Source organism: Streptomyces sp. OZ13, assembly GCF_052068155.1.
Lineage (GTDB): Bacteria > Actinomycetota > Actinomycetes > Streptomycetales > Streptomycetaceae > Streptomyces.
In genome coordinates this window covers 142,228-165,573 of record NZ_JBQHCZ010000009.1, presented here as the reverse complement: position 1 = coordinate 165,573, position 23,346 = coordinate 142,228, and the positions used below count along the sequence as shown (strand labels likewise).

Here is a 23,346-nt window from a genome sequence, read left to right as displayed (position 1 = left end):
TGGTTTTGTCCGGTCGGTGGCCCATTGTTTACGAAGTGTCTGAGTGTGGCTCAGAACACAGTCCTGGACCGGCGATTCGTTCGCGGACATGCCACGGCCGCGGCGGCTCCCCCTCCGCGCCGCCGCGGCCGTTCCCCGTCGTGGTTGGCTTCGTGTCAGCCCTTCGGCGGCGCCGGGGCGTGGTGGTCACCCATGGTCGTGATGGTGGTGTCGGCGGGCGGGACCGGGGCGTGGTGGTCGCCCAGCGTGGTGATGCCGTCGGCGGGCGGCACCGGGGCGTGGTGGTCACCCATGGTGGTGATGCCGTCGGCGGGCGGCGCGGGCGCGTGGTGGTCGCCCATCGTGGTGATCTCTTCGCGGTTCTGCTTGTTCGTGCTCATGTCGTCCCCCATGGGATGTCCGATGACCGGAGGGCCTTCCGGCCGGCGACTCCCCCGAGGGTCGCCGGACGGAAGGCCGGTGGACCTGTCACCCACTGAGGCGCCGGCCCGTGTGATCCGTCTGCCCCCCGACGCGACGGATCGAATGCTTGAAGCATGTCGGACGAGCATAAACATTCGATGAACGCCCTGCCCCCGCCCCTGCCGTGTTCCCGCGCTTCTCTTTTCGGACCGGCCGGGACCGGGCGTGCACGGCGCGCCGTCAGGCGGCGCCGCTGAGCGGCTCGAGCAGCGCGCGGACCTCTTCCGCCTCCGCCGCGCCCGTCTGCTCGTGGAGGAACAGCGCGTCACGCCAGCACGCACGCGCACGGTCCGCCTGACCGAGCGCGTCCAGGGCCAGTCCCAGCGTCGTCAGCACGTTGCCACGGGTACGGTCTCCGCCGATGCAGCCCGTCGCGAGCGCCTGTTCCGCGTGCTGCGCCGCCCGTGCCGGGCGGCGCGCGGACAGATGCGCCTGAGCGATGCGGAAGTGGGCCGTGCCCTCCCACAGGCGCTGCCGGTTCGACTCGAACAGGCGCAGCGCCTCCGTCAGTTGCTCCAGTGCGTCCGTGTGGCGGCCCGCCTGCGTCAGCGCGACGCCGAGGGCGTAGCGGGCGTTGGCCAGCCGCAGGGTGTGGCCGATCCGGTCGTAGAGGGCGATGCCCTGCTCCGCGAGGGAGATCGCCTGGGTGATGCGGCCGGTGGCGACGTGGATGCGGGAGAGGTTGGACAGCGCGCTCGCCTCGCCGGGCAGGTTGCCGTCGAGGCGTGAACCCTCCATTGCGCGGCGCAGGTGCTCCTCGGCCTCCTGGTTGCGCCCCTGTATGAAGGCGATGATGCCCCGGTCGTTGTCCGACCAGTAGACCGGCGCCGGGTCGTTCACCGAGCGGGCCAGGACCGCCGCCTGGGCGGCCTCCTCGTCCGCCTCGTCGTAACGGCCCGCGGTGAGGTGGACGTTGGTCATCGACGTCCGGGCCCGGGCTTCGGTCCGGGTGTCGCCGGCGGCCCGTGCGGCCTCGACCGCTCCGCAGGCCACGGACTCGTAGACCTTGGAGTTCGCTCCGGACTCGGCGAGGTTCTGGACGGCCCAGAGCAGATCCACCGCCCGACGCAACTGCGGTCCGGGGGAGGCCTGCCGGGCGCAGGCCAGGAGGCAGTGGGCCTCCGCGTAGAGCCAGTCCTGGGCGTCGTCGAGGTGCGCGAATTCCAGACCGGCGTCACCGGTCGGCTCCAGGTGGACCACGAGCCGGTCGCCGGGCCGTTCCATGGCGAAGACGCGGGCCGCCGTCGCCAGGTAGAAGTCCAGCAGGTGGGAGACGGCGGCCTCCCGTGCCTCAGGGGCCTCGTCCCGCTCCGCGCATGCACGCGCGTAGAGCCGCACCAGGTCGTGGTAGCGGTACCGGCCCGGCGCCGCGGACTCCAGCAGGGACGTGTCGACCAGTGCCTCGAGCAGGTCCTCCGTCTCGTGCGGCGGCAGTTCCAGCACGGCCGCCGCGGCGGCGAGCGAGATGTCCGGGCCGTCCGCCAGGCCCAGCAGGCGGAACGCCCTGGCCTGTGCGGGCTCCAACTGGCCGTAGCCCAGTTCGAAGGTGGCCTTCACCGCCAGGTCGCCGGCCTGGAGCTCGTCGAGGCGGCGCCGTCCGTCGGCCAGCTTGGCCGCGAGGACCGAGACGGTCCAGGTGCGGCGGGCCGCCAGCCGCGAGGCGGCGATACGGATGGCGAGCGGCAGGAAGCCGCATGCCGCAACCACGTCCAGCGCGGCGTCGCGTTCCGCGCCGACCCGTTCCGCCCCGACGATCCGGGTGAACAGCTGGAGGGCCTCCTCGGGGGACATCACGTCCAGGTCGACCAGGTGCGCGCCCGCCAGGTCGACCATCCGCACCCGGCTGGTGATCAGCGCGGCGCAGCCGGCCGTGCCGGGCAGCAGGGGCCGGACCTGGGCGGCGTCGCGGGCGTTGTCGAGCAGCACCAGGATCCGCCGCCCGTCCAGGGCGGAGCGGTAGAGGGCCGCTCGTTCGTCCAGGGTGTCCGGGATCGCCGAGTCGGCCGTGCCCAGGGCGCGCAGGAACGCGCCGAGGACCGTCTCCGGCTCCGCGGACCGGTTGCCGGTGCCCTGGAGGTCGACGTACAGCTGTCCGTCGGGGAAGTGCTTGCGCGCCTGGTGGGCCACGTGGACGGCCAGGGTGGTCTTGCCGACGCCGCCGATGCCGGCGAGGGCGGACACCGCCATCACCGAGCCCTCTGCGGTCGCCAGTTGGCTGCCCAGCTCCTGCACGAAGGACGACCGGCCGGTGAAGTCCGGCACGGTGGCCGGCAGCTGGGCGGGCCGGGTGGTCTGCGGAGCGGGTGCGGTCTCCTCCTGCGGGCGGGCGAGTTCGGCGTCGGCCCGCAGGATGCGCTGCTGGAGGCTGGAGAGTTCGGGGCGCGGGTCGACGCCCAGTTCCTCGGCGAGCAGCCGGCGGGTGTCGGCGTAGACGGCGAGTGCCTCCGCCTGGCGGCCGCTGCGGTACAGGGCGAGCATCAGCAGCTCACGCAGCCGCTCACGCAGCGGGTGGGTCGCGGTGAGCGCCGTCAGCTCGGAGACGGCCTCGGCGTGCCGGCCGACCTCGAGGTCGATGTCGAGCCGGGTCTCGAGCAGTTGCAGACCCCACTCGACGAGCCGGGTGCGCTGGTTCTCCGCGTACGGTCCCGGCACGTTGGCGAGCGGCTCGCCGTCCCACAGGTTCAGCACCTTGTTGAGCAGCGCCCGCGCCTGGGCGCGGTCGCCGGCGGCGTTCGCCTTGTACGCCTCCGCCGCGAGTTCCTGCGCGACGGCGAGGTCGAGGGCGTCCCGGCCGATGCGCAGCGCGTAGCCGCCCGACTCGCTGACCAGGGTGTCCGGGTCGAGTGCCTTGCGCAGCCGGGAGGCGTAGGTGCGGACGGCGGCCAGCGCCTGGGACGGGGGTTCCTCGCCCCAGATCGCGTCGATCAGTTCGTGGGCGGTGGCGGTGCGCCCGTCGCGGAGCAGCAGCGCGACGAGCAGGGCGCGCTGCTGCGGCGAGCCGGGCGGCAGGGTCTGACCGCCCCGCCGCACCCGTACCGGTCCGAGCACGCTGAAGTACAGCTCGGCGTCCTCGCTCCCGAGCGGAGCGCGCTGGTTCGGTACGCGTGGCCCGCTGTCACGGTCCATAGGTGCCCCCTGCCGGTACTGCCGGAATCGCCCTCGACAGTCTGCCTTGTTGGGGGTGGCCGCGTCAGCAGCGGGGCGGCTGCGGCTGCTGCCCGTCCGCCGGTCCGTCCGGCCCGCTCTGATCAGGGGCGATAGACCGTGCCGGGTTCGGGTACGGCCGGTGCGAGCAGCTGGGTGACCGTGACGAAGGTGTAACCGCGCTTCTTGAGCTCGGAGACGATCCCGGGCACGGCGGGGACCGTTCCGTCGTAGATGTCGTGCAGCAGGATGATGCCGTCGCATCCGGCCTGGTCGAGGATCCGCTTCTTGATGAGCTCGCTGTCGGTGGTGGAGTAGTCCTTGGCGGTGGCGCTCCACAGGACCTGGGAGAGGCCGAGTTCCTTGCTGACGGCCTTCACCTCGTCGTCGGTGCGGCCCTGCGGCGGGCGCATCAGCCGCGGCTTCTCGCCGGTGATCTCCTCTATGGCGTCCTGGGTGCGGCCGAGTTCGGCGCGTATCTCTTCCTTGCCGAGCTTGTCGAGCCGCTGATGGGTCCAGGTGTGGTTGGCGACCTCGTGGCCCTCCGCGGCGAGGCGGCGCACCACGGCGGGGTATTTGAGGACGTGGTTCTTGCCGAGGAGGAAGAAGGTGGCGGGCACCTTCTCCTTCTTGAGGTGGTCGAGCAGTTCGGGGGTGTCCTTGCCGGGGCCCGCGTCGAAGGTGAGCGCTATGCACTTGGCCTTCTCGCAGTCGACGGACGGTGAATCGGAGCCCTGGCCCTTATCGCTCGCGAGCGGCTTCCCGTCGGAGCCGGCGGCGTCGGAGCGGGCGTCCGCGGGCGAGGTGCTGTCGACGGAGCAGCCCGCGAGGGCGAAGGTCAGCGTGAGGGCCGCGGCGAGAGCCGGGACAACCCTGGACCCGGTTTTGTACGTCTTCGAAGGCATGGCGGATCTCCCCGTTCGTGGTGATGCGGTGGTGCGGCGGTGTGCCGGTCGTACGGAATGCGGCCGTGGGCCGGTGGTCGTCCGTACTCGCCGGTGACTATACACAGCATGTATACACGGGGTTCATAGTGGGTGGGGCCGACCGAACCCGCACCGATGGCGGCCCGAAGGAACCCGCACCGATAGCTGACGGGTCGTCAGATCGGCGCTACCTTGAGACGATGGAGACCTTCCCCAAGATCATCTCGGTGGACGATCACACGGTGGAGCCCCCCGGCGTCTGGCGGGACCGGCTCCCGTCGAAGTACGCAGGCACAGGCCCCCGCATCGTCCGCGCCCCCCTGAAGGAAATGACCTTCCTGGGCGGCAGGTTCGCCCCCGTCATGGGAGCCCCCGGCGACGAGGGGCCGGTAGGCGACTGGTGGGTCTACGAGGACCTGCGCCGGCCGCTCACCCGGCTCGACACCGCCGTCGGCTACGACCGCGACGAGATCAAGCTGGAGATCATCACCTACGAGCAGATGCGGCCGGGCTCCTACAGCGTCCCGGAGCGGCTCGCCGACATGGACGTCAACCACGTCCGGTCCGCGCTCTGCTTCCCCACCTTCCCGCGCTTCTGCGGCCAGACCTTCACGGAGGCCGCCGACCGCGAGCTCGGGCTGTTGTGCGTCCGGGCCTACAACGACTGGATGGTGGAGGAGTGGTGCGGCCCCGAGGCGCAGGGCCGGCTCGTACCGTTGACCCTGATCCCGCTGTGGGACGCGGAACTGGCCGCCGCGGAGGTCCGCCGCAACGCGGCGCGCGGCGTGCGCGCCGTCGCCTTCTCCGAGATACCCCCGCACCTCGGACTCCCTTCCGTCCACACCGACGCGTGGGACCCGTTCCTCGCGGCGTGCGACGAGACCGGCACGGTCATCGCCATGCACATCGGATCCTCCAGCCGCATGCCGTCCACCTCCGCGGACGCGCCGCCCGCCGTCGGTTCGACCATCACCTTCGCCAACTGCTGCTTCTCGATGGTCGACTGGCTGATGAGCGGCAAGTTCGAGCGCTTCCCGGGCCTGCGGGTCATGTACGCGGAGGGCCAGATCGGCTGGATCCCGTACATCCTTGAGCGCGCGGACGTCGTCTGGGAGGAGAACCGCGCCTGGGGCGGTGTCGCCGACAAGGTCACCCGGCCACCGTCCGAACTCTTCGCCGAGCACGTCTACGGCTGCTTCTTCGACGACGCCTTCGGCCTCCGGAACCTGGACGCGATCGGGGCGGGGAACGTCCTCTACGAGACGGACTACCCGCACTCCGACTCGACCTGGCCGAAGTCGAAGGAGGTCGGCGAGTCCCAGATGGGCCACCTGTCGCAGGACGTGGTGGAAAGGATCGTGGCGGGCAACGCGATCGACCTGCTGGGGCTCACCGACGACGGGCTGTGGGCGGGCCCTTAGGGCATCACCGCGCCAATCGCGTTGAGCGTCCCGCCCGCCGCGTGCTACTTCTGACGTGATCACACGGAAGCGACAGGGGGGCGGCGGGCATGGTGCTCGGAGAACTGGTGAAGCTGCGGGCGATGGGCCCGGCGGACGCGGCGGCGCTGTGGCGGTGGAACCACGACCCGGACGTCATGCGCTGGATGGAGGACAACCACCCCTCGTCCCTGGAGCACGTGGAGAAGTGGCTCGCCGACCGCCCGCGCAACACCTACGGCGACCTGCTCCTCGGGGTCGAGGTGCTGAGCGACGGCCGGCTGATCGGGCTCGTCGCCCTGCGCGACGCGGAACCGGAGACCGGCATCGCGGAACTGGACATCTATCTCGGCGAGAAGGACTACTGGGGGAAGGGTTACGCGACCGACGCCATGCGGGCGGTGTGCCGGTACGGCTTCGACAAGATGCGCCTGCACAAGATCTCGCTCACGGTGGTCACCGAGAACCTGGCCGCGCAGCAGGTCTACAAGAAGGTCGGCTTCGTCGAGGAAGGCCGCCTTCGTCAGTCCTTCCGCCGCGACGGAAAGTGGTACGACCGGTTCACGATGGGCCTGCTGGAGGGCGAACTCCGCTGACGTCCGCGACGGGCGTGGGGCAGGGCGGGCTCCGCCGGCGTCCGGGGCCTGCCTGCGGGAGGCGGGCTCCGGCGACGCCCGTGCGCCCCGCCCGCTACCGGGAAGGCCCGGCGACCGGCACCATCGGGGCATGACGCTCACCACCGCAGAAGCCGACAAGATCCTTTCCGACAATTTCGCGCCCTGGGTGCTCGAACTCGGTCTGTCCGTCGAGGAGGCGGGCGACCTGCACGCCGTGCTGCGGCTGCCCTGGTCCGACCGGCTCGCCCGGGAAGGCGGCGGGATGTCCGGGCAGGCGCTGATGGCCGCGGCCGACACGGCGACGGTGATCGCCGTGTCGTCGGCCCGGGGCGGCTTCGTCCCCATGACCACGGTCCAGCAGTCGACCAGCTTCATGCGCGCCGTCGTCGGCGCCGACGTCCTGGTCGACGCCCGGATCACCAAGCTGGGCAAGCGCATGGCCTTCGCCGACATCACCATGACCGCCCAGGGTGCCCCTGAGCCCGCGGCCCGCGCCTCGACGGTGTACGCGCTGCTCGGCTGAAGCCCCTGCGCCACCCTTGCCTGATGGAGCGTCAGACCTGACGATGGCGGCAGCCGTCATCTCTGACGGTCCGTCAGCTTCGAGGAGTCGCCATGGTGGCGTACGGGATGCAGCTCCCGGTCCAGTCGCAGAGCACCCTCTACGCCGAGCCCTGGGAGACCGGGGCCGGCCCGGACGACCTGGCCGCCGTCGCCGTGGCGGCCGACCGGGCCGGCTTCTCCTACATCGCCGTCTGCGACCACGTCGCCGTGCCGCGCCGCCTCGCCGACACCATGTCCACGGTCTGGTACGACCCGGTCGCCACGCTCTCGTTCCTCGCCGGGGTGACCGGACGGGTGCGGCTGCTCAGCCATGTCGCGGTCGTCGGGCTGCGCCACCCCCTGGCGTCCGCCAAGCAGTACGCGACCCTCGACCACCTCTCCGGCGGGCGGCTCGTTCTCGGCGTCGGGGCCGGGCACGTGCGGGAGGAGTTCGAGGCCCTGGGGGTCGACTTCGACGCCCGCGGAGCCGTCCTCGACGAGAGTGTCGACGCACTGCGCGCGGCGCTCGGGCCCGGCGAGTATCCGGAGTTCCACGGCGAGCGCTTCCGGTTCAAGGACCTCGGGCAGCGGCCACGGCCGGCCCAGTCCCGTGTCCCCCTGTGGGTCGGCGGCTCCTCGCCGGCCGCCGTGCGACGGGCCGCGCTCAAGGGCGACGGCTGGCTGCCGCAGGGCGATCCGCGCGAGCAGCTGCCGACGCGGATCGCCCGGATCCGGCAGCTGCGCGAGGCGGCGGGCATCGAGGAGCCCTTCGTGATCGGCGCCATCACCGAACCGCTGTACATCGGCGACCCCGGCCGGCAGGTCGGCCGCCGGACGGTCTCCGGCAAGCCCGCGGCGATCGCGGAGTCCCTGCGGGCCTACGCCCTGATGGGTGTGGACCAGATCCAGGTGCGGTTCCGCAGCCGGAGTCGCAGCGAACTGACCGACCAGATGGCGGCCTTCGCCGCCGACGTCGCCCCGCACCTCGACTGACCAAGGGAGCAGGCATGGGCAAGCTGGACGGACGTGTCGTACTCGTCACCGGCGCGGCGCGCGGGCAGGGGGAGCAGGAGGCCAGACTCTTCGCCGCGGAAGGGGCGAAGGTCGTCCTCGCCGACGTCCTCGACGAGCTCGGTGAACCGCTCGCCAAGGAGGTCGGCGGTCTCTACGTCCACCTCGACGTGAGCCGCGAGGCCGACTGGACCGCGGCCGTCGCCGCCGCGAAGGAGCGTTTCGGCAAGATCGACGGACTGGTCAACAACGCGGGCATCCTGCGCTTCAACGAACTGGTCACGACCCCGCTGGAGGAGTTCCAGCTGATCACTCAGGTCAACCAGATCGGCACCTTCCTCGGAATCCGCGGCGTCGCCCCGGAGATCGAAGCGGCCGGCGGCGGCACGATCGTGAACACGGCCTCGTACACGGCGCTGACCGGCATGGCTCATGTGGGTGCGTACGCCGCCTCCAAGCACGCGGTCCTCGGCCTGACGAGGGTGGCCGCGCTCGAGCTCGCGGGGAAGGGCATCCGGGTCAACGCCGTGTGCCCGGGGGCCGTGGACACCCCCATGAGCAATCCCGAGGGCGCGGACCCGGAAGCGGTCGGTGACCTGTACCGCACGCTCGTGCCCCTCGGGCGGATCGGGCGGGCGGAGGAGGTCGCGAAGCTCGCCCTGTTCCTGACCGGCGAGGACTCCTCGTACATCACCGGCCAGCCGTTCGTGATCGACGGCGGATGGCTGGCGGGCGTCAGCGTCCTGTGAGGCGGCACCGCCCGGCGTCGTCGTCGCCGCTGCGCCCCCGCTCTCTTGACTGCGCAGGCACCCGGTGGAACAGTCGGACCCATCCAGATCTGACGGTGCGTCAGAAACGATAGGCGGTGAACCCCCTTGGAATTCGGCCTCTTTGTTCAGGGATACCTCGGCAAGCGCGCCGAGACCGACCCGCTCGCCGAGCACAAGGCGCTGATGGAGGAGACCGAGTACGTCATCCAGGCGGACAGGTCCGGGTTCAAGTACGCCTGGGCCTCCGAGCACCACTTCCTGGAGGAGTACTCGCACCTGTCGGCCAACGACGTCTTCCTCGGCTACCTCGCCCACGCGACCGAGCGCATCCACCTCGGCTCCGGCATCTTCAACCCCCTGGCCCCGGTCAACCACCCGGTCAAGGTCGCGGAGAAGGTCGCGATGCTCGACCACCTGTCGCAGGGCCGCTTCGAATTCGGCTCGGGCCGGGGCGCCGGGTCCCACGAGATCCTCGGATTCATGCCGGGCATCACCGACATGAACCACACCAAGGAGATCTGGGAGGAGACGATCGCCGAGTTCCCCAAGATGTGGCTCCAGGACGAGTACGTGGGCTTCCAGGGCAAGCACTGGTCCCTGCCGCCCCGGAAGGTCCTCCCCAAGCCGTACGGGGCCGCCCACCCGCCGATGTGGTACGCGGCCGGATCACCGTCCTCGTACGCCATGGCCGGCAAGAAGGGCCTCGGCGTGCTGGGCTTCAGCGTCCAGAAGGTCTCCGACATGGAATGGGTCCTCGACTCGTACAAGTCGGCCGTGAAGGAGGCGAAGGCGGTCGGCGCCTTCGTCAACGACAACGTGATGGTGACGTCGACGGCGATCTGCGCGGAGACGCACGAACGCGCGGTCGAGATCGCGGTGTCCGGCGGCCTCAACTACCTCCAGTCGCTGCTGTTCCGCTACCACGACACGTTCCCGCGCCCCGAGGGCGTCCCCGAGTGGCCGGAACTGCTGCCGGAGTACACGGCGGAGATCATCGAACTGCTGATAGCGGAGGAACTGATGATCTGCGGCGACCCGGGAGAGGTGCTGCAGCAGTGCAAGCGGTGGGAGCAGGCGGGGGCGGACCAGCTGTCGTTCGGCCTGCCGATCGGGGTGTCCTACGAGGACACGATGACGACGATCCGCCTGATCGGCGAGCACGTGATCCCGCAGATCGACACGGACCCGATCCATCGGACGACACGTTTCCGGGAGTCGGCGGGGAGGTGAGGCGGGGGGTGGGCCGTTGCGGGTGCGTGGCGCCTGCGGCGGGCCTGTTCCCCTCCCCGCCCCTTCCCGCTGTACCGATGTGCGGCTCCGCCGCATGGCGGGCAGGCCCGGACCCCGTACCGCCCTGCGGACGGCGTACCGCGCTCCGCGCGGTGCCCTCAATCTCCTCCTACGGCCTGGAGCCGTGGGAGGTGCCTCCAGGCGGGCTGGAAATGCCGCTGCGCGGCATCCAGCCACGTCGGCGGCGATGGCAACTTCAGCCTCGCCGGCGTTTGAGGCGCGGGTGTGCGGGGGCAGAGCCCCCGAAACACCGCGCGGAGCGCGGTGCCGGGTCCGGGCGGAGCCCGGTTTCGGGGAGGGGAGGGGTGGGGGAACGGCCCCGCGCAGCGGCCCCCCGCCCCACCCCCACACGCACGGGCGGCGTCTTCCCGGACCGTCGCCCGTCGGGGCCCGGTCGGGGCGGCGCGCGTGGCCGCGGCCGGCCGCCGCACACCCCGGCCGGGCCACACCACAGCACCCCACCCCACCCACATCAACGACCCCGTGCAGAAGGGGACGCCATGCTCGCCCACCTCATCCGCAACGCGACCGTCGTCGACGGCACCGGCGCCCCCGCCTACGCCGCCGACGTCGGCATCGGCGACGACGGCCGGATAGCCCTCATCGCAGAGCCGGGCACCAGCACCGGCGCCCCCTCCGCGAGGACCGTCGAGGACGCCACCGGCCTCGTCCTCGCCCCCGGCTTCGTCGATCCGCACACCCACTACGACGCCCAGCTGTTCTGGGACCCGTACGCCACCCCGTCCCTCAACCACGGCGTCACCACCGTCGCCGGCGGCAACTGCGGTTTCACGCTGGCGCCACTCAATCCGGACCGTCCCGAGGACGCCGACTACACGCGGCGGATGATGTCCAAGGTCGAGGGCATGTCCCTCGTCGCCCTCGAACAGGGCGCCCCCTGGAACTGGCACACGTTCGGCGAGTACCTGGACGCCCTCGAAGGCCGCACAGCGGTCAACGCCGGTTTCATGGTGGGCCACTGCGCGCTCCGCCGGCACGTCATGGGCCCGGACGCGATCGGCGGGCAGCCGACCCCGGCGCAGCTCGAGCAGATGCTGGCCCTCCTCCACGACGCCATGGAGGCCGGCGCCTGGGGCCTGTCCACCACCCAGTCGTCGACGCACTCCGACGGTGACGGCAGGCCCGTCGCGTCCCGTCACGCCCTGCCGCACGAACTGCTGGCCCTTTCCAGGGCGGTGGGGGAGCACGAGGGGACCCAGCTCGAGGCGATCGTCGCCGGGTGCCTCGACCGGTTCGGGGACGAGGAGATCGACCTTCTCGTGGAGATGAGCGCCGCCGCGGGACGGCCGCTGAACTGGAACGTCCTCACCATCGACGCCTCCGTCCCCGACCGCGTCCCCCGCCAGCTGGTCCCGTCCGAGCGGGCCCGCAAGGCCGGTGGTCGTGTCGTCGCGCTGACCATGCCGATCCTGACGCCGATGAACATGTCGCTGGGGACGTTCTGCGCGCTGAACCTGATCCCCGGCTGGGGCGAGATCCTTTCCTTGCCCGTGCCGCAGCGCATCGCGAAACTGCGTGACCCGGATGTCCGGGCCGGGATGCTGCGCCGCGCGGACTCCCCGGAGGCCGGTGTCTTCCGCCGGCTGGCCCACTTCGGCCGGTACGTCATCGGGGACACGTACACCCGGGAGAACGAGGGCCTCACCGGCCGCGTCGTGCGGGACATCGCCGCGGAACGCGGCCAGGACCCGTTCCAGTGCCTGGTCGAGATCTGCGCCAACGACGATCTGCGTACGGTCCTGTGGCCCATGCCCAGCGACAACGACCCGGACTCGTGGGCTCTGCGTGCGGAGACCTGGCAGCACGAGGACGTACTGCTCGGCGGCTCGGACGCGGGCGCCCACCTGGACCGGATGTGCGGCGCCCCGTACACGACCCGCTTCCTCGGGGACTGCCTGCGGGGCCGGAAGCTCGTCGGGCTGGAGGAGGCGGTGAAGATGCTGACCGACGATCCGGCCCGTCTCTTCGGTCTGCGCGACCGCGGCCGCGTCGTCGAGGGCCACCACGCGGACCTCGTCCTGTTCGACCCGGAACGTATCGACGCCGGCCCGGCGACGCTCGTGCACGACCTCCCCGGCGAGAGCCCGCGCCTGGACGCGAAGGCCGTCGGGATCGTGTCCGTGCGGGTCAACGGTGTCGAGACGATACGGAACGACGAGGTCACCGGCGCCGTGCCGGGCCGGGTGCTCCGTTCCGGCCGTGACACGAGGACGGTGTCGACCCGGTGACGGCACCGGAGCGGGCCGGCCGGCGGCTGTTCATCGGCGGGCAGTGGGTCGAACCGGACAACGGGCACTACGAGGTGATCGACCCGGCGACGGAGGAGGTCGTCGGCCTGGCGGCCGAGGCGAGCCGCGCCCAGGTCCACGCCGCGGCCGCCGCCGCCCGCGAGGCCTTCATCACCTGGTCCCGTACACGGCCCGAGGAGCGCGCCGCGGTCCTGGACCGGGCGGCCGCCCTGGTCCTGCGTGACCGCGAGGCGCACACGGAGCTCGCCCGTGCCGAGAGCGGCGCGACGACGGCCACGGCGCGCGGGATGCAGGTGGCGGTGGCGGCGGCGCGTTTCGCCCGGTACGCCAAGGGTGCGCTGGAGCCGGTCGAGCGGGCCCTGCCGCCGCAGATCAGCGCGGCGGGCCCGATGGGCAAGGGGGGCGTGCTCGGCGCCGTCGCCGTGCGTCGGCCGGTCGGCGTGGTCACCTGCATCACCTCGTACAACAATCCGTGGGCGAACCCGGCCGGCAAGGTCGCGCCGGCGCTCGCCATGGGCAACACGGTGGTGGTGAAACCCGCCCCGCAGGATCCGCTGTCCGTCTACCGGATGGCGGCGGCCCTCGAGGAGGCGGGCGCCCCGCCCGGCACGGTGAACGTCGTCACCGGTTCCGCGCCGGCCGTCGGCGAGGCGGCCGTCGACTGCGAGGACGTCGACATGGTCAGCTTCACCGGCTCCACGGCGGTCGGGCAGCGCATCGCCGAGGTCTGTGGCCGCGGGATGAAGCGCCAGCTGATGGAGCTGGGCGGCAAGGGCGCGGCCCTTGTCTTCGACGACGCCGACATCGGTTCCGCGGTGCGCGGGATCGGTACGACGTTCTCCTTCTACAGCGGTCAGATCTGCACGGCGCCGACGCGGGTGATCGCGCAGCGCGGTGTGTACGACCGGCTGGTGGAGGGGCTGGCCGGCCTGGCGCGGGCCCTGCGCGTCGGAGACCCGCGCGATCCGGCGACGGTCGTCGGGCCGGTCATCTCGGCGGCGCACCGCGAGCGGGTGGAATCGTATGTCGGGCTGGGCAGGAAGGAGGGCGCGCGACTGGTTGCGGGCGGCGGGCGGCCCGCCTTCGAGAAGGGCTTCTACGTGGCCCCCACGCTCTTCGCCGACTGTACGAAGGACATGCGCGTCGTGCGTGAGGAGATCTTCGGCCCGGTGGTCGTGGTGATCCCGTTCGACGACGAGGAGGAGGGCGTCGCGCTCGCCGACGACGGCGAGTACGGCCTGATCGACTACGTCTGGTCCGGGGATGTGGCCCGTGCCTTCCGGGTGGCGGGCCGGCTGCGGGCGGGCGGGGTCGGGGTGAACACCGTCGGCCGGAACATGGAGGCGCCGTTCGGCGGCTTCAAGCGGAGCGGCGTGGGCCGGGATGTGGGCTCGTACGCGCTGTATGCGTACAGCGAGCTCCAGTCGGTGGTGTGGCCGGGCTGACGGCGGGCGGCGCGTGGCTCAAGTCCCTTGCGGCGACTGGCCCGGCGCCGGGCCGGAAAAACGCACGGGAAATTTTGAAACCGGACAAAACGGATGTCGCTGCGGTTCTCGCATCTCGGAAGAGTGGCGCGACTGCCTTGAGATATACCGCTGGTAACCGCAGTGTGTCTTGTGAATGACAGGGAACTGCCAGTCTTGACCTTGGAATCGAGCGCCGTAGATCCAGGAGTGTCCGGACTTCGATCATCCGGATGTGGAAACCGCAGCACTTAACGTCCTCTCCATGACACAGCTGGATGCGCGGCCACAGGCCGGAGACACGGTACGGAGCGCCCCCGACGGGGGTGTCCGCACCAAGGGCCTGGGCGGGAACTCCGTCGGCCTCATGGGTGGAGCTGTCATCGGCGTCTCGACGGTTGCCCCCGTCTACTGCCTGACCTCGACACTCGGACCGACCGTCGGCGAGGTCGGACTCCAGATGCCCGCCATCTTCCTGGCCGGCTTCCTGCCGATGCTGCTCGTCGCTTTCGCCTACCGGGAACTCAACAAGGCCGTCCCCGACTGCGGCACCTCCTTCACCTGGTCGGTGAAGGCCTTCGGCCCCAAGATCGGCTGGATGTGCGGCTGGGGACTGCTGGTGGCCACCGTCGTGGTCCTCTCCAACCTCGCCGGCGTGGCCACGTCCTTCTTCTGGCTCACCGCCGGAGAGATCACGGGCAGTGCCGATGTCGCCGCCCTCGACGGCAACAAGGCCGTCCACATCCTCACCACCCTGGGCTTCATCGCCGTTGCGACGGCCATCAGCTACCGGGGCATCACCGCGACCAAGTGGGTCCAGTACGCCCTGGTCGGCCTCCAGCTCGCCGTCATCGTGATCTTCGCGGCCATGGCGATCGCCAAGTCCGACGAGGTCGCCGGCTCCCTCGACTTCTCCCTGTCCTGGATGAACCCGTTCGGCGTCGAGTCCTTCTCCGCCTTCACCGCGGGGCTCTCCCTGTCGATCTTCATCTACTGGGGCTGGGACGCCTGCCTGTCCATCAACGAGGAGAGCGTCGGCAGCGCCCGCACACCGGGCCGCTCGGCCATGCTCGCCATGGTCGTCATCGTCGCCTCGTACCTGATGGTCGCCATCGCCGTGCAGATGTACGCCGGTATCGGCGAGAAGGGCACCGGCCTCGGCAACCCGGACACCTCCGACAACGTGTTCGCCGTGCTGGCCGACCCGATCATGGGCTCCGGTCTCGGCATCCTGCTCTTCGTCGCGGTCCTCGCATCCGCCGCGGCCAGCCTCCAGACCACCTTCATCCCGGTCGCCCGCACCGCCCTCGCGATGAGCGCGTACGACGCCATGCCGGCGGCGTTCGCGAAGGTCCACCCCCGCTTCAAGACCCCCGGGCTGGCCACGGTCGCCGCGGGCGTCGCGACCGGCGTCTTCTACACGGTGATGAGCCTCGTCAGCGAGAACGTCCTCGTCGACACGATCTACGCGCTCGGCCTGATGATCTGCTTCTACTACTCGATCACGGCCTTCGCCTGCGTCTGGTTCTTCCGCAAGGAACTGACCCGCTCGACCGGCAACCTGCTGGTCAAGGGCATCCTCCCCGGCGTCGGCGGCCTGATGCTCACCGCGGTCTTCGGCAAGACCCTCTACGACATGTGGGACCCGGCCTACGGCTCCGGATCCTCCGTCCTCGGCATGGGCTCGGTCTTCGTCATCGGAGTCGGCCTGCTGGTCCTCGGCTTCTTCCTGATGCTCCTCATGCAGCGCCGCAGCCCGGCGTTCTTCCGCGGCGAGGTCCTCACCAAGGAGACCCCGGCGCTGGAACTGGCCGACTGAACGACCTCTGCCGGGTCTGCGGTGCGCGTCGCGCGCCGCAGACCCGGCTTTCGGCTGTCCGGGCCCCTGATCAGCGGCCGGGCTGCCAGGGCCCGGTCCGACCGTATGGCCGGCCCCGCTGTCCGACCCGGGCCCTACAGTCAGCCGTATGACCGAGCCGCTGATCCGAGCCACCGAAGCGGGCGGGAGGTCCCTCGACGATCCGTCGGAGGTGGCCGTCCACGACCTGCTCGCCGACATGAACCTGTCGCACCCGTTCGTGATCGTCGAGCGGACCGACAGGGAGCCGGTCGGCCAGCACTTCATGCAGGTGTATCTGAACGACGATTTCAGCTACCAGGTCGAGTACCGCGAGGGCGGTGACCACCTGCACTTCGAGGCGCATGTGCCGTGGCAGGGGGACGTCATCGGACCCGAGCCGGTCGCCAAGGTCATCGGCGACTGGATGCGCGGCGGCGACACCTGGCGCACGGCGCTGCCGTGGACCCCGCTCTTCCCGGCGGGCAAGGACGGGCGGTAAGCCCGCGCCGGGGCCCGCATGACCACGGCTTCGGCGGTTCCGGCGTTGCGGCCGGGGCGGCGCCATGCGGGGGCGGCGGCCGCCCGGCCTGGGACGACGAAACATGGCGGCGGGCCGGCCCCCTGCGGCCACACTCGGCGGTCAGGCGGTACCGGCCTTGCGGCCCGGGCGGCGGCCGTCCGGCCCTGCGGCGGTGGGCGCGCGGCAGCGGCCGGGCGGCGGCCATGCGGCCCTGCGGCGATCCGGGCGCGGCGCGAGGTCCGGCCCCCTGCGGCCACTCGGCGGGCCGGGGGCGGCCACGGCGGCCGGGCCGGGGGGTCGCGGCGGCCGGGCCGCCCCCGTGGCCGCTGAGCCGTCAGGCCGTGCGCTCGGCGGCGCCGCGCTCGACGCAGAACTCGTTGCCCTCCGGGTCCGCCAGCGTCACCCAGCCCCTCCCGTCGGGCACGCGGTGGTCGGCGACGAGCGTCGCCCCGAGCGCCAGCAGCCGCTCCACCTCCTCGTCGCGGGTGCCTTCCGCCGGCACGATGTCGAGGTGGACACGGTTCTTCAGGGTCTTCTTCTCGGGGACGGTGACGAACAGCAGAGCGCCGCTCTTCGACTCGACCAGCGCCTCCGGATCGCCGGGAGCGTCCTCGTCGGAGACCTTCGCGTCCAGCACCGCGGCCCAGAAGGTCGCGAGGCGGTAGGCGTCGGCGGAGTCGATGGTGATGTGGCGCACAAGTGATCCCATGCCCGGAGCGTAGGCCGCGGGCCCCGGCCGCACCTTTCATTTTCCGTCGGCCGGGGACGGCCGATAGGGTCCGGGGGCCGGGCCGCCCGCACCGCCGGCGGCCCGGACGTCACTCCGCCCTGCGCAGGCTCAACCGCCCAGGAAAACGGGGTTGGTGAACGCGGCGAGCGCCCCCGGCATCGGCGGCATCACGGGCGCGTGACGCACCTCGGCGCGTACGTAGGTGGCGTACCGCGCGGTCGTGCGCCACTCCACCGTCCCGGACCCGTCCGGCGGGAGCGCCGCCGAGTGCAGCACCCCCTGGTCGGTGACTAACCGGACGGTGCAGCCGGGCGCGCCCTCGACCTCCAGCCGTACCGTCACCGGATCCCGGTCGTCCACGGGGAGCCGCTCGCCGATGCCCGCGTGCCGGCCGCGCCCGCCGGCCGCGGAGAAGGCGAGCGAGACGTCCTTGGACTCCGCGACGTAACTGCGCCCGGCCCTGATCCCGTCGAGGATCGCCTCGCGGGTCAGGTCGTCGGCGAGGACGACGGTCTGTGGTGTGCCGACCGGGTCGGGGTCGCGGTGCGCGTCGCTGCTGCCCATGGCGGGGGTCCACCGCTTGCCGGTACGGGCGGCGAGCGCGAGCGTGCTGTCCCAGTCGGCGAGCGACACCTCGTCGTCGGGCGTGTAGGGCCCGTTCCAGACCTCCACAGCGTCGGCCTCCCCGAAGCCGAACTTCCAGTTGCAGCCGATGCAGGTGGCGTGCGGATGGGCGGGGACCACCAGCCCGCCGGCCCGGCGGATCTCGCGGGCGTAGTGCCCGAAGCGGTTGTCGCGGGCACGGTAGCGCCAGTCGATGAACGTGCCGGGATCGGTACCGAGCGCCACCACGTGCCCGTTGCGCGTCGTGACCTCCTCCCCGAGAAGGATCAGCAGATCGTCCCCGGCCTCCGCCGCCCAGTGGGCGTGCGCGGAGTGGGTGTTGTGCTCGGACGAGTTGATGAAGTCCAGCCCGGCGGCGCGGGCGAGGGCGGCGATCTCGGCGGGAGTGCGCCTGCCGTCCGAGTACCAGGAGTGGAGATGGCAGTCGCCGCGGTACCAGGCACGCCCGCGGCCCTTGGCCCGCTCGGGCGGGTGGACCACCTCCGTGGCAGGGGCCGGCTCGCCGTACGTCAGCGTGACGCTCACCTCGTACGGGAGGCCCTGCGGCGCGACCGTGTACGGGCCCAGCGCGATGTGCCAGGTGCCGGGGCGGACCGGGCCGGGGATGTAGCCGGGGGTCGCCTCGTCCGCGCGGATGAAGAACTCCGTCCGGGCGCCGCCCGACCAGCCGCGGAAGCCGGCACCGCCGAGGGCGGTGCCGCGCTCGTCGAAGATGCCGATGTCGAGCGCGTTGCCGGCCGTCCCGGCCGGCTGCGCCGGTCGCTCGTACCGGTACGAGACGCGGATCTCCCGCACCCCGCGCGGCACTTCGACCGGCAGGTAGACGTAGTCGGGGGAGCCCGGCGGCAGCGTGCCGCGTACGACCTCCGTCCGCCGGCCGCCGTCGCGCGGCGCGGCGCTCGCGAAGCTCACGGTCCCCAACGTAAGCGCGGCGGCGGCCCCGGTCACGAGCAGCCCGCGCCGCGCCATGGCGTGTCCTGCGTGTCCCGCGTGTTCTGCGTGCGCTGCGTGTCCCGCTGGTACTTCGTCGTTCGCTTCCTCGTTGCACATGCCGTCTGCTCCCCAGGGTGTCGAGAAGGACAGGAGTGATGCAGCTTGCGGCCTCGCGGTCGAACCCTGGTATTCAGCCGTGAACGAGCGGCCAAGGGAAGGGGTTCGACGGACGGCGCGGTCATGACCGGAGACGGTGCGGGCCCTGACGGCATACGTTGGGCGCATGCGGATCTCGACCACCATCTTCCTGACCGACGAGACGATCAGCCCGGTGCGGCTGGCCCGCGAGCTGGAGCAGCGGGGCTTCGCCGGCCTCTACGTTCCCGAGCACACCCACATCCCGGTGGAGCGGACCACCGGCTACCCCGCGGGCGGCGAGCTGCCCCGCGAGTACGGACGCACGCTGGACCCCTTCGTGGCGCTCGCGCAGGCCGCAGCGGTGACGTCGACGCTGGCCCTCGGCACGGGCATCACCCTGGTCGCGCAGCACGATCCCATCGACCTGGCGAAGCAGATCGCGACCCTGGACCATGTCTCCGGCGGCCGCTTCACGCTCGGCGTGGGCTTCGGCTGGAACAAGGAGGAGGCGGCGGACCACGGGGTCGAGTGGTCGACGCGCCGCGAACTCACGCTGGACCGGATGCGCCTCATGCGGGCGCTGTGGGCGCCCGAACCGACTCCTTACAAGGGTGAGTTCAGCTCGGTCCGCCCTTCGTCGGCCTTCCCCAAACCGGCCGGCGGCGCCCCGCGCATCCTGGTCGGCGGCGCGGCGGGTCCGAAGCTCTTCTCCCACATCACGGAGTATGCGGACGGCTGGCTCCCGATCGGCGGCCGGGGCCTCACGGAGACGATGCCGCAGCTCCGCTCGGCCTGGGAGTCGGCGGGCCGCGACCCGAAGACGCTCCAGGTCGTCCCGTACGCGGTCCGCCCCTCCGCGGGGAAGCTGGCGCACTACGCGGAGCTGGGCGTGGAGGAGGTCGTCCTCCAGCTCCCGCCGGCGGCCGAGCCGGAGGTCCTGCGGGCGCTGGACGAGTACGCGCAGTATCTGTAGCGAGGCCGGTCAGGGCCCTGCACGCTCGACTGCCGGGTGCGACTCCGGGCTGCGGAGGGGTAAGGCGATCAGGGCACGTCGTGCTGCGGTCAAGCGGCGGTCAGGTCGACTGCTGCGTGGGCGCAGCCGCCGCACAGGCCCGGCTCGGGCGCGCGGAACGCGAGGTCGCAGGCGTCGCACGTCTGGAACGGGTCCGGGCGACGTGCGGAGGGCGGGACGGCCGGGAGCGGCGGCGGCAGTAGCTCCGTCAGCCGGTGCCGGAGCAGACCCGCCGGGCGGTGCAGCTCGCCGGCGGGCAACGCGGCCGTCAGCGTCCGCCGTACCGCGTCGGGCGCGACGCCGCGCTCGAGCCAGGCGTCCACGGCCGGAGCCAGGCGGCCGATGTCCCGCTCCGAGAGCAGCAGCCGGGGATCGTGACGCCGCAGGTCCGCGAGGAGCGCGGCGGGGACGGGGCTCGCGGGGCCGGGAGCGGCCGGTTGCCGCAGAGGTGCCGGCCGGGACGCGACCGGTTCCGGCGCGGGTCGCTCCACGGTGGGCCGGGGCGGCGGCGCTTCCCGTACGGGGGCGGGCACGGCCTGCCCCGGCACACGGACCCGCATCGCGGGCGGGTTGTTGAACGACTCGGTCGTCGTGATCAGCTGCCCGGACGGCAGCCGCACCCGCGTACGCCGCAGATAGCCGTACCGCTCCAGCTCGTTGAGCGCGTCCGAGATGCGGTCCTCGCCCTCGGGGAACCGCTCGGCGAGCTTCTTGACCGAGATCCTCGTCCCGGTGCGCAGCGACTGGATGTGCACGGACAGCCCGATCGCGGTCAGTGAGAGACGGTCGTGCTGGGCGAGGTGATTGCCGACCACGACGAAGCGTTCGTTGTGCGGCAGGTTGATGTGCCGGATGCCGACCGAGGGAACGGGCGGCGACGCGCACAGGGGCGCGTTAAGCTGCGGTACAGCCATGTGGAAGGTGTCTCTTCCTCGTTGGTGAGGCCCTCGATCGGGATGCCAGTCCCGGCCGGGGGCCGCCGCATTTCTGCGGTCGTGTTCTGTTGTCGAGGCTGAGCTTGCACCGCGTCATGGCATATGCGCCAGTTGAGTTGGGGTGCGTCACCCGTCCGAGTGAGCGGGGGTGAGGTTGGGGTGGGGAAGGTTCTTTCCCTGGTTCTTAAAGCTTTTGAAGCGGGCGCGTCGAGGTCCAGGAGAACCGGGACCGGGGAACCCCCGATCCGGCCCTACCGTGACAAATCGCCCCCAGCGGGGGCGAGTGTTCCGCCGTCGGTGCGCTTCTGCTCCTCAGGGCGTGGGAGCAGCCCCGGTGAACGCGACGAAGTCGGCCCAGGCGGAGGCGCGCACGGCGAGCCGGGGTCCGGCCGGATCCTTGGAATCGCGGACGTGGACGGTGCCGCGACCGTCAGCGATCTCGACGCACTCCCCGCCCCCGCCGCTGCTGTAACTGGACTTGAACCAGTGGAGCTGCTGCTCGGTGTTCATCGCTCTCCCAGCATCTTCTCGATCAGGGCCAGGGACTCACCAGGCCGGAGGGCCTGCGATTGGATGATCCCATAGCGTACGGAGAGCACTTGGACCTCTTCCAGGCCAGTGATGAGGCGCGGATACGTATGCGTCTCCAGGTAGGCCACCTGGGACTGCCCTTTCGGCGTCACCAGCGTGAAAGGCCCGTCCAAGCTTGGCTGCTCCTCGCGGTCGAGCGGCATCACCTGTAACTGCACTGTCCGGAGCTGTCCCATCTCCGACAGTTTGCGCAGTTGCTCCCGGTGGACCTGACGGCCTCCGATCGGCCTGAGCAGCACGCTCTCGTCGATGACGAAGCTGAAGGTGGGTGATGGCCATGGGGTGAAGACCTGTTGGCGTGCCAGGCGGTCGGTGACCCGCTTCTCGATAGTGGCCTCATCGAGAAGTGGCCGCCACTGCGTGAACACCGCCCGCGCGTAAGCCTCCGTCTGCAGCAACCCGGGCACCGACTGGTTGTTGTATACGTACAGCTGAACGGCTTCCGCCTCCAGCTTGGCGTAGTTCCGGTACCACTCCGGGTGCCGGGTCCGCGCCTTCGTCTGCGCCTCCCGCACGTCCGGCACCGCTGCCCTCAGCACGCCCCGCGCGTCCAGCAAGTCGTCCGCGCGCTCCAGGAAGTCGGGCTGCGGCGTCCGGACGCCGCGCTCCATCGCGGAGATCAGCGCCTCCCCGCAGTGTGTCGCCGCGCCCAGCTCCTTCTGGCTCAGCCCGGCGGCCTCGCGCAGCACCTTGATCTGCTTCCCGAGGGCACGGAAGAGGTGTGTCGTTCCGTCCACCTCGGCCGGCCGATCCGGCCGTTCGTCGCGATCCGCGTCCGCCATGCCCGACCTGCCTCTCGCTCGCCGCCGTCGGGTCACTCCCGACGACCCGTACACGACGGCACCCGCACCCGCACAACTGCGCCCCGTCGACCGGCAACCCCTGGTCAGGGTAGGCAGGGGCGGACACGCTCGGTGACGTGAATACGGAAACGACCACCTGCAAGGCTGAGTTCGTCCAGCGCTTCACTGCCACCCGCCGCGGTGCTCGCCTCGCTCGCCGTCTGGCGCTGCACCAGCTCGAGGACTGGGGTTACGGCTACGGCACGGAGACGTCGGAGGCGGTGGGCCACATCGTCGCCGAACTGGCCGCGAACGCGGCCACACACGGGCAGGTACCGGGCCGCGACTTCGAGCTGCGCCTGCTGCTGTCGGAGCCGGGCATCCTGCGCATCGAGGTCTCCGACACCCGCTCCGAGCGCCTCCCGCCCCTCGTGCCCGAGCCGGCGACCCCGGACGCCGAGTCGGGCCGCGGCCTGCTGCTGGTCGTGGCCCTGGCGGACGCGTGGGGTGTCACGCCGCGCTGCGTGGGCAAGACGGTCTGGGCGACCGTCGCCGCCCGCGACGCAGCGGGTCCGGCCACGCCCGGCTGAATCGTAATCGCCTTCGGAAGCGGTGCCGGGCGTGCCGGCGGCCCGGACGAAGTCCGCCCCGGGCTGCGACGAGGCGGCCCGGGGCGGGTGGTGCTGCTTCTCCTACGGGGCGGCACCGGCCGTTCCCGGCCGTGTGCTGGTCGTCAGCCGAACTGGCCGGGCTGGTAGCTGCCGGCGGGCTGCTGGACGATCACGTTCGCGCGGTTGTAGGTGTTGATGAGGGCGATGAGGCAGACCAGGGCGGTGAGTTGCTCCTCGTCGTAGAACTTGGCGGCGTTCGCCCACGCCTCGTCGGTGACACCACCGGCGGCGTCGGCGATGCGGGTGCCCTGCTCGGTCAGCTCCAGGGCGGCACGCTCGGCGTCAGTGAACACGGTGGCCTCACGCCAGGCCGCGACCAGATTGAGGCGGACCGAGGTCTCCCCGGCGTGCGCGGCGTCCTTGGAGTGCATGTCGGTGCAGAAGCCGCAGCCGTTGATCTGGCTGGCGCGGAGCTTCACCAGCTCCTGCGTCGCGTGGGGCAGCGTCGAGTCCGAGACGACCTTGCCCGCGGCGTTGAGGTGCTTGATGAACTGGAGGGCGGTCGGGTTGGCGAAGAGGTTCAAGCGAGCGTCCATGGTGAGCTCCTGTGCCGTTGCCGATGGTTACACCTCTCCGACGGAACGACCGGGCGAGGATGTGACACGATCGGATGTGACCCGCGTCACGCCCTGGCT

At 71.5% G+C, this 23,346-nt stretch carries 21 protein-coding genes; 12 read left to right on the top strand and 9 right to left on the bottom strand.

Annotation, left to right across the window (positions count from 1 at the left end; all coding sequences use genetic code 11):
* Positions 1-155 precede the first annotated feature (155 nt).
* From ACTMTU_RS21290 to ACTMTU_RS21280, 3 genes are all read right to left on the bottom strand, one after another.
* Positions 156-380, bottom strand: coding sequence for a sigma-like protein (locus ACTMTU_RS21290; protein ID WP_441265088.1), 225 nt, complete (start codon positions 378-380; stop codon positions 156-158).
* A 262-nt stretch (positions 381-642) separates the two neighbouring features.
* Entirely contained in the window at positions 643-3,588 is a 2,946-nt protein-coding gene (locus ACTMTU_RS21285; protein ID WP_441265087.1) for a BTAD domain-containing putative transcriptional regulator, read from the bottom strand.
* Positions 3,589-3,710: 122 nt separating this feature from the next.
* Complete coding sequence (locus tag ACTMTU_RS21280; RefSeq protein ID WP_441265086.1) at positions 3,711-4,511, bottom strand: polysaccharide deacetylase family protein; 801 nt, start codon at positions 4,509-4,511, stop codon at positions 3,711-3,713.
* A gap of 221 nt (positions 4,512-4,732) precedes the next feature.
* On the opposite strand from ACTMTU_RS21280, the gene ACTMTU_RS21275 reads away from it, so the two are divergent.
* From ACTMTU_RS21275 to ACTMTU_RS21230, 10 genes are all read left to right on the top strand, one after another.
* Positions 4,733-5,953: an amidohydrolase family protein gene (locus ACTMTU_RS21275; protein ID WP_441265085.1), complete on the top strand. Its 1,221-nt coding sequence runs from the start codon at positions 4,733-4,735 to the stop codon at positions 5,951-5,953.
* A gap of 89 nt (positions 5,954-6,042) precedes the next feature.
* Positions 6,043-6,567 carry a GNAT family N-acetyltransferase gene (locus ACTMTU_RS21270; protein WP_441265084.1) on the top strand — a complete coding sequence of 175 codons (525 nt, stop codon included), beginning with the start codon at positions 6,043-6,045 and terminating at the stop codon, positions 6,565-6,567.
* Positions 6,568-6,697: 130 nt separating this feature from the next.
* Complete coding sequence (locus tag ACTMTU_RS21265) at positions 6,698-7,111, top strand: PaaI family thioesterase (RefSeq protein ID WP_441265083.1); 414 nt, start codon at positions 6,698-6,700, stop codon at positions 7,109-7,111.
* A gap of 92 nt (positions 7,112-7,203) precedes the next feature.
* The gene (locus tag ACTMTU_RS21260) at positions 7,204-8,124 is read left to right on the top strand and encodes a TIGR03619 family F420-dependent LLM class oxidoreductase (RefSeq protein ID WP_441265082.1); all 921 of its coding nucleotides are present in this window, start codon (positions 7,204-7,206) and stop codon (positions 8,122-8,124) included.
* 14 nt (positions 8,125-8,138) lie between these two features.
* A complete protein-coding gene (locus ACTMTU_RS21255) occupies positions 8,139-8,891 on the top strand; it encodes an SDR family NAD(P)-dependent oxidoreductase (protein ID WP_441265081.1) in 753 nt (250 codons plus the stop codon).
* A 126-nt stretch (positions 8,892-9,017) separates the two neighbouring features.
* Positions 9,018-10,142, top strand: coding sequence for an LLM class flavin-dependent oxidoreductase (locus ACTMTU_RS21250; RefSeq protein ID WP_441265080.1), 1,125 nt, complete (start codon positions 9,018-9,020; stop codon positions 10,140-10,142).
* Between the two features lie 560 nt (positions 10,143-10,702).
* On the top strand, positions 10,703-12,451 hold the full coding sequence (locus ACTMTU_RS21245) for an N-acyl-D-amino-acid deacylase family protein (RefSeq protein ID WP_441265079.1): 1,749 nt from the start codon (positions 10,703-10,705) through the stop codon (positions 12,449-12,451).
* Positions 12,448-13,917: an aldehyde dehydrogenase family protein gene (locus ACTMTU_RS21240; RefSeq protein WP_441265078.1), complete on the top strand. Its 1,470-nt coding sequence runs from the start codon at positions 12,448-12,450 to the stop codon at positions 13,915-13,917. Before ACTMTU_RS21245 ends, ACTMTU_RS21240 begins: the two co-directional genes overlap by 4 nt.
* Before the next feature lie 283 nt (positions 13,918-14,200).
* Complete coding sequence (locus tag ACTMTU_RS21235; RefSeq protein ID WP_441265077.1) at positions 14,201-15,754, top strand: APC family permease; 1,554 nt, start codon at positions 14,201-14,203, stop codon at positions 15,752-15,754.
* Positions 15,755-15,902: 148 nt separating this feature from the next.
* Positions 15,903-16,274 carry a hypothetical protein gene (locus ACTMTU_RS21230; protein WP_441265076.1) on the top strand — a complete coding sequence of 124 codons (372 nt, stop codon included), beginning with the start codon at positions 15,903-15,905 and terminating at the stop codon, positions 16,272-16,274.
* A 355-nt stretch (positions 16,275-16,629) separates the two neighbouring features.
* On the opposite strand, the gene ACTMTU_RS21225 is transcribed toward ACTMTU_RS21230, so the two are convergent.
* Together ACTMTU_RS21225 and ACTMTU_RS21220 are read right to left on the bottom strand one after the other, a co-directional pair.
* Positions 16,630-17,004 (bottom strand): VOC family protein, encoded by a 375-nt coding sequence (locus ACTMTU_RS21225; protein WP_441265075.1) that lies wholly within the window; start codon positions 17,002-17,004, stop codon positions 16,630-16,632.
* A gap of 129 nt (positions 17,005-17,133) precedes the next feature.
* The gene (locus tag ACTMTU_RS21220; protein WP_441265074.1) at positions 17,134-18,618 is read right to left on the bottom strand and encodes a CehA/McbA family metallohydrolase; all 1,485 of its coding nucleotides are present in this window, start codon (positions 18,616-18,618) and stop codon (positions 17,134-17,136) included.
* A 247-nt stretch (positions 18,619-18,865) separates the two neighbouring features.
* Here ACTMTU_RS21220 and ACTMTU_RS21215 point away from each other — a divergent pair, with 247 nt between their 5' ends.
* The gene (locus ACTMTU_RS21215) at positions 18,866-19,693 is read left to right on the top strand and encodes an LLM class F420-dependent oxidoreductase (RefSeq protein ID WP_441265073.1); all 828 of its coding nucleotides are present in this window, start codon (positions 18,866-18,868) and stop codon (positions 19,691-19,693) included.
* Positions 19,694-19,782: 89 nt separating this feature from the next.
* Here ACTMTU_RS21215 and ACTMTU_RS21210 read toward each other — a convergent pair whose 3' ends face one another.
* The 3 genes from ACTMTU_RS21210 to ACTMTU_RS21200 all read right to left on the bottom strand — a co-directional run bounded on the left by ACTMTU_RS21210 (position 19,783) and on the right by ACTMTU_RS21200 (position 22,040).
* Positions 19,783-20,646 (bottom strand): helix-turn-helix domain-containing protein, encoded by an 864-nt coding sequence (locus tag ACTMTU_RS21210; RefSeq protein WP_441265072.1) that lies wholly within the window; start codon positions 20,644-20,646, stop codon positions 19,783-19,785.
* A 333-nt stretch (positions 20,647-20,979) separates the two neighbouring features.
* Complete coding sequence (locus ACTMTU_RS21205) at positions 20,980-21,177, bottom strand: DUF397 domain-containing protein (RefSeq protein WP_441265071.1); 198 nt, start codon at positions 21,175-21,177, stop codon at positions 20,980-20,982.
* A complete protein-coding gene (locus tag ACTMTU_RS21200; RefSeq protein WP_441265070.1) occupies positions 21,174-22,040 on the bottom strand; it encodes a helix-turn-helix domain-containing protein in 867 nt (288 codons plus the stop codon). Before ACTMTU_RS21200 ends, ACTMTU_RS21205 begins: the two co-directional genes overlap by 4 nt.
* Before the next feature lie 137 nt (positions 22,041-22,177).
* Between ACTMTU_RS21200 and ACTMTU_RS21195 the strand changes: the two genes are divergently transcribed.
* Positions 22,178-22,630: an ATP-binding protein gene (locus ACTMTU_RS21195; RefSeq protein ID WP_441265069.1), complete on the top strand. Its 453-nt coding sequence runs from the start codon at positions 22,178-22,180 to the stop codon at positions 22,628-22,630.
* Between the two features lie 143 nt (positions 22,631-22,773).
* Here the strand turns inward: ACTMTU_RS21195 and ACTMTU_RS21190 are convergent, their stop codons facing one another.
* Positions 22,774-23,247: a carboxymuconolactone decarboxylase family protein gene (locus tag ACTMTU_RS21190; RefSeq protein ID WP_441265068.1), complete on the bottom strand. Its 474-nt coding sequence runs from the start codon at positions 23,245-23,247 to the stop codon at positions 22,774-22,776.
* Positions 23,248-23,346: the final 99 nt, after the last annotated feature.